A 3,494-nucleotide genomic window follows, 5' to 3' on the forward strand; every position below is an offset into this window, starting at 1 on the left:
CCGTTTTCCATGGCGGCGTCGGCCTCGGCCAGCATTTCCAGGCTGTCGAGCGGTTCCAGAGCTTGTTGCAGATAGTGGAGGGCGGTGGCGTCCATGATGCGTGAGGAAGATTGGTTTGACGGTTGGGACAGGGTGGGGGACGGCTTACTCGACGGCGGAGCCGACCTTGAGCGCGTCGAACCAGTCAATGAAGCGCTTGACGTTTTCGCCGGTATAAATGGCGCCGTGCTGCGGGGCGAGAAAGTCGATGTCCATCTTCGAAACACGCTCGCACCAGTTGCGCTTGGCGGCCATCGACGGCATCCAGCGTTTGTGGAAGTACTCGGCGGACTTGATGTGCTCGTCGAACGCTGCGGGCGATTCGATGTTGCGGCGATCGACGAAGGGCGCATGGCCGGCGGGCAGCAGCGCCGCGCCCACATCGCCACAGAACAGCACTTTGGCGAAGGCGTCATAGACGTGGAAGTTCGCCGAAGAGTGCAGGTAATGCGCGGGGACGAACTGCAGCCGGGCGGAGCCCAGAGTCATTTCGCCGCCTTCATCGGGGATGTCGCGCAGATCGGCATCGAGCGCGCCGTAATGGCGGATGAAGCCGCTCCACAGCTTGGGCACATACCAGGCGATGGTGGGGCTGCAAGCATTCCACAGCGGCAGGCTGGAGGCGATGTCGGGGTCTTGATGGCTGACGAAGGCGGCCTTGAGCGAGCCGGGTGGGGCCACTTCGACCAGGGCGCTGAACACCTGCGGGAAGATCTCGAATCCGCCCGGATCGAGGATGAGGGTCTGGTCGTCCACGCTCAGGGCATAGACGTTGGAGTCGATGACGCGGCGCTCGTCCTGGTCGTAGATGATGTTCCAGTGGTGATTGCCCTGGCTGAAGAACTGCAGCGATTTCATTCGATGATCCTTTCAATTTGTTCGCGATAGGTGCGCAGCAATTCCTGCACGCCGCTCACAGACCGGTCCATTTCCAGCGAGACCTGCGCCAGCGGCGCGCTGACCGTGCCTTTCAGCGCCGCTTCGATGCGGCCGTTGACCACGACATAGTCGAGCTCGGCAATGACGGACTGAAAGCGGTCGAGCGCCGAGTTGAGCGCCAGACCGGCGCGGCGGCTGCCCGCGGCGTGGCGATCCTGCATGTCGGCGTGCTGGCGCATGCGCTCGGCCAGTGAGGGGCAATGCGCAGTGGCGGCGTTGTGGATGTTGCGCAGGCTTTCCATCTGCTGTACGTCGCGCAGTGTTTCCATGAAGTGCAGCATCAGCGGGTTGATGAGCTTTTGCACCTGCTCGGCGGAGGTCTGCATGGCCTGGGCGCCTTCGCGGAAGGCCTGGGCCACCACGCCATAGCCGGCGAGTTCTTTGCCGTGGCGCTTGACCAGCACCTGGGCGTTGAGCGCCTTGCGGTCGATTTCGCGCAGGCGTTTTTTCAGCGCGCCCTGAAAGGCGTAGGTGGCGTCGGCCACGGCGATGAAGTCGCGGCGCAGGGTGTCGAGAGATTGGTCGTCCATGATGGGTCAGTGGGTCAGCTCTTGCGTTGCACCCGGGCCAGCGCGGCGCCGTCGAGAATGAGCACCACCTCGCCATTGCCCGAGATGGTGGCGCCTTGGTAGAGGGTGTCGTTGGTGGAGATGTCCAGCGGCTTGACCACCGAGTCTTCGGTGCCCATGGCCTCTGAGACCACCAGCAGCCCCTGCTCGATGAGAATGCCTTCGCTCTGGTCTTTGTGCAGATTGATCGGACGGTCTTGCAGCAAAGCCCCCAGGTCGATGTAGGGCACGACGCGGTTGCCATCGACCTGCACCATCAGCCGCCCGGAGATGGAGTGCACCTGCTCGGGGTCGATGGCGAGCAGGTTTTCGATGGCGGCTACCGGCAGGGCGTAGGTTTCGCGCCGCAGGCGGAAATACAGCACCGGCAGCACGGCCATGGTGAGCGGCAACTCCAGCGTGAGGGTGCTGCCCTTGCCCAGCGTGGTGTCGATGTCGATGCGGCCGCGCAACGAGGTGACGGTGGAACGCACCACATCCATGCCCACGCCACGGCCTGAGAGTTCGCTGACCTGCTCTTTGGTGGAAAAGCCGGGCAGAAAGATGAGTTCGAGCATCTCGCGCTCGGACAGCCGGGCGGCTTCCTGCGCGGTGATGACGCCTTTGGATATGGCGTGCTGCATGATTTTTTGCGCGTTCATGCCGCGGCCATCGTCGCCCACCAGAATCTGCACCTTGTCGCCCAGATGGCGGGCGAGCACGCGCAGCACGGCCTCCTCGGGCTTGCCCGCCTGACGGCGTACTTCAGGCTCTTCTATGCCGTGGTCGAGCGCGTTGCGCACCAGATGGATGAGCGGGCCGGAGAGCGCATCGACCACGGTCTTGTCGATCTCCACGTCTTCGCCTTCGATGTCCAGCCGCACTTTTTTGCTTAAGGCTCGCGAGGCGTCGCGCACCACCCGAGGCAGGCTTTGGAACAGGCGTTTGCAGGGCTGCATGCGCAGGCGCATGACGGTGTTCTGCAGGTCGTTGACGGCCAGATCGGTTTCGCGTGCCAGCCGGGCCAGGGCTTCGTCTTCCTGCCCCATGCGGGCTACGGCGGCGCTGAGCCGGTTGCGCAGCAGCACGAGTTCGCCGACTTGATTCATCGCCTGGTCGAGCCGGGTGGAATCGACGCGGATGGAGGTTTCTTCGGCGGCGCTGCCATTGTTGTTGGCGCTTCTTGGCGCCGGGGCATGTGCTTCGGGCTTGGCCGCAGCAGCAGGCGCTTGGCCGGGGGCGTGGCCTGCGCCGTGAATCTGGTCGAGCACGCGCTCGAACTCGTCCTGGGTGATCTCGTCAGCGGTACGGCTGGCCGGTGCCGCAACGGCGACCGCAGGTGCGGCGCCCGGCGCCTGGCCTGCGCCATAGAGGTCGTCGAGCACACGCTCGAATTCGTCTTGGGTGATGGAGCCGCCGGGTTCGGCGTCGGCGGTGCGGCGTTCGGCAAAGAGCCCGGTGCTGCCGCTGTTGCGCTCGGTCTGCGTGACCCAGAGGCCTTCCTGCGCGGTATCGGCCGGGGGGGCGGAGCTGGGTGTGACGCTGCTAGGCGCGGGACTGGGCGCCTTGGCCGCCACAGGCATCGTTGGCGTTTCGCCGCGGGCGAAAGTCTGGATGTCCGCGCCCAATGCGGCCGGGCCGGGGGGCGGATTTTCACCCCTCGCCATGTCGTCGAGCATGGAGGTGATGACATCGGTGGCGCGCAGGATGGCGTCGATCATCGGCGCGGTGGCGCGCAGTTTGCCGCTGCGCATCTTGTCGAACAGGTCTTCGAGATGGTGACACCAGTCCACCATGTTCTGCGCTTCGAGAAAACCGGCACCGCCTTTAAGGGTGTGGAAGGCGCGGAAGATGGCGCCGAGCGCGTCGCTGTCGTCGGGCTGGGATTCCAGCCGCAGCAACTGGTCTTGGGCCTGGCTCAGCAGCTCGCGCGATTCGGCGAGAAATTCCAGCAGGATGTCGTTGTCC

At 64.7% G+C, this 3,494-nt stretch carries 3 protein-coding genes; all 3 read right to left on the reverse strand.

What is annotated here, in order from left to right; all coding sequences use genetic code 11:
• Positions 1-144: 144 nt before the first annotated feature.
• Complete coding sequence (locus AC2VLV_RS00575; protein ID WP_486988148.1) at positions 145-897, reverse strand: oxygen-binding di-iron domain-containing protein; 753 nt, start codon at positions 895-897, stop codon at positions 145-147.
• Complete coding sequence (locus tag AC2VLV_RS00580) at positions 894-1,508, reverse strand: chemotaxis protein (protein WP_486988149.1); 615 nt, start codon at positions 1,506-1,508, stop codon at positions 894-896. Before AC2VLV_RS00580 ends, AC2VLV_RS00575 begins: the two co-directional genes overlap by 4 nt.
• A gap of 14 nt (positions 1,509-1,522) precedes the next feature.
• Positions 1,523-3,494: chemotaxis protein CheA (locus AC2VLV_RS00585; RefSeq protein ID WP_486988150.1), on the reverse strand; the 1,972-nt coding region annotated here is incomplete at its 5' end.

Source organism: Thiomonas sp. TH-17, from assembly GCF_057473305.1.

Excerpts from the sequence above, each read along its gene's own strand:
- AC2VLV_RS00575 (WP_486988148.1), bottom strand. The coding sequence starts at position 897 with ATGAAATCGCTGCAGTTCTTCAGCCAGGGCAATCACCACTGGAACATC.
- AC2VLV_RS00580 (WP_486988149.1), bottom strand. The coding sequence starts at position 1,508 with ATGGACGACCAATCTCTCGACACCCTGCGCCGCGACTTCATCGCCGTG.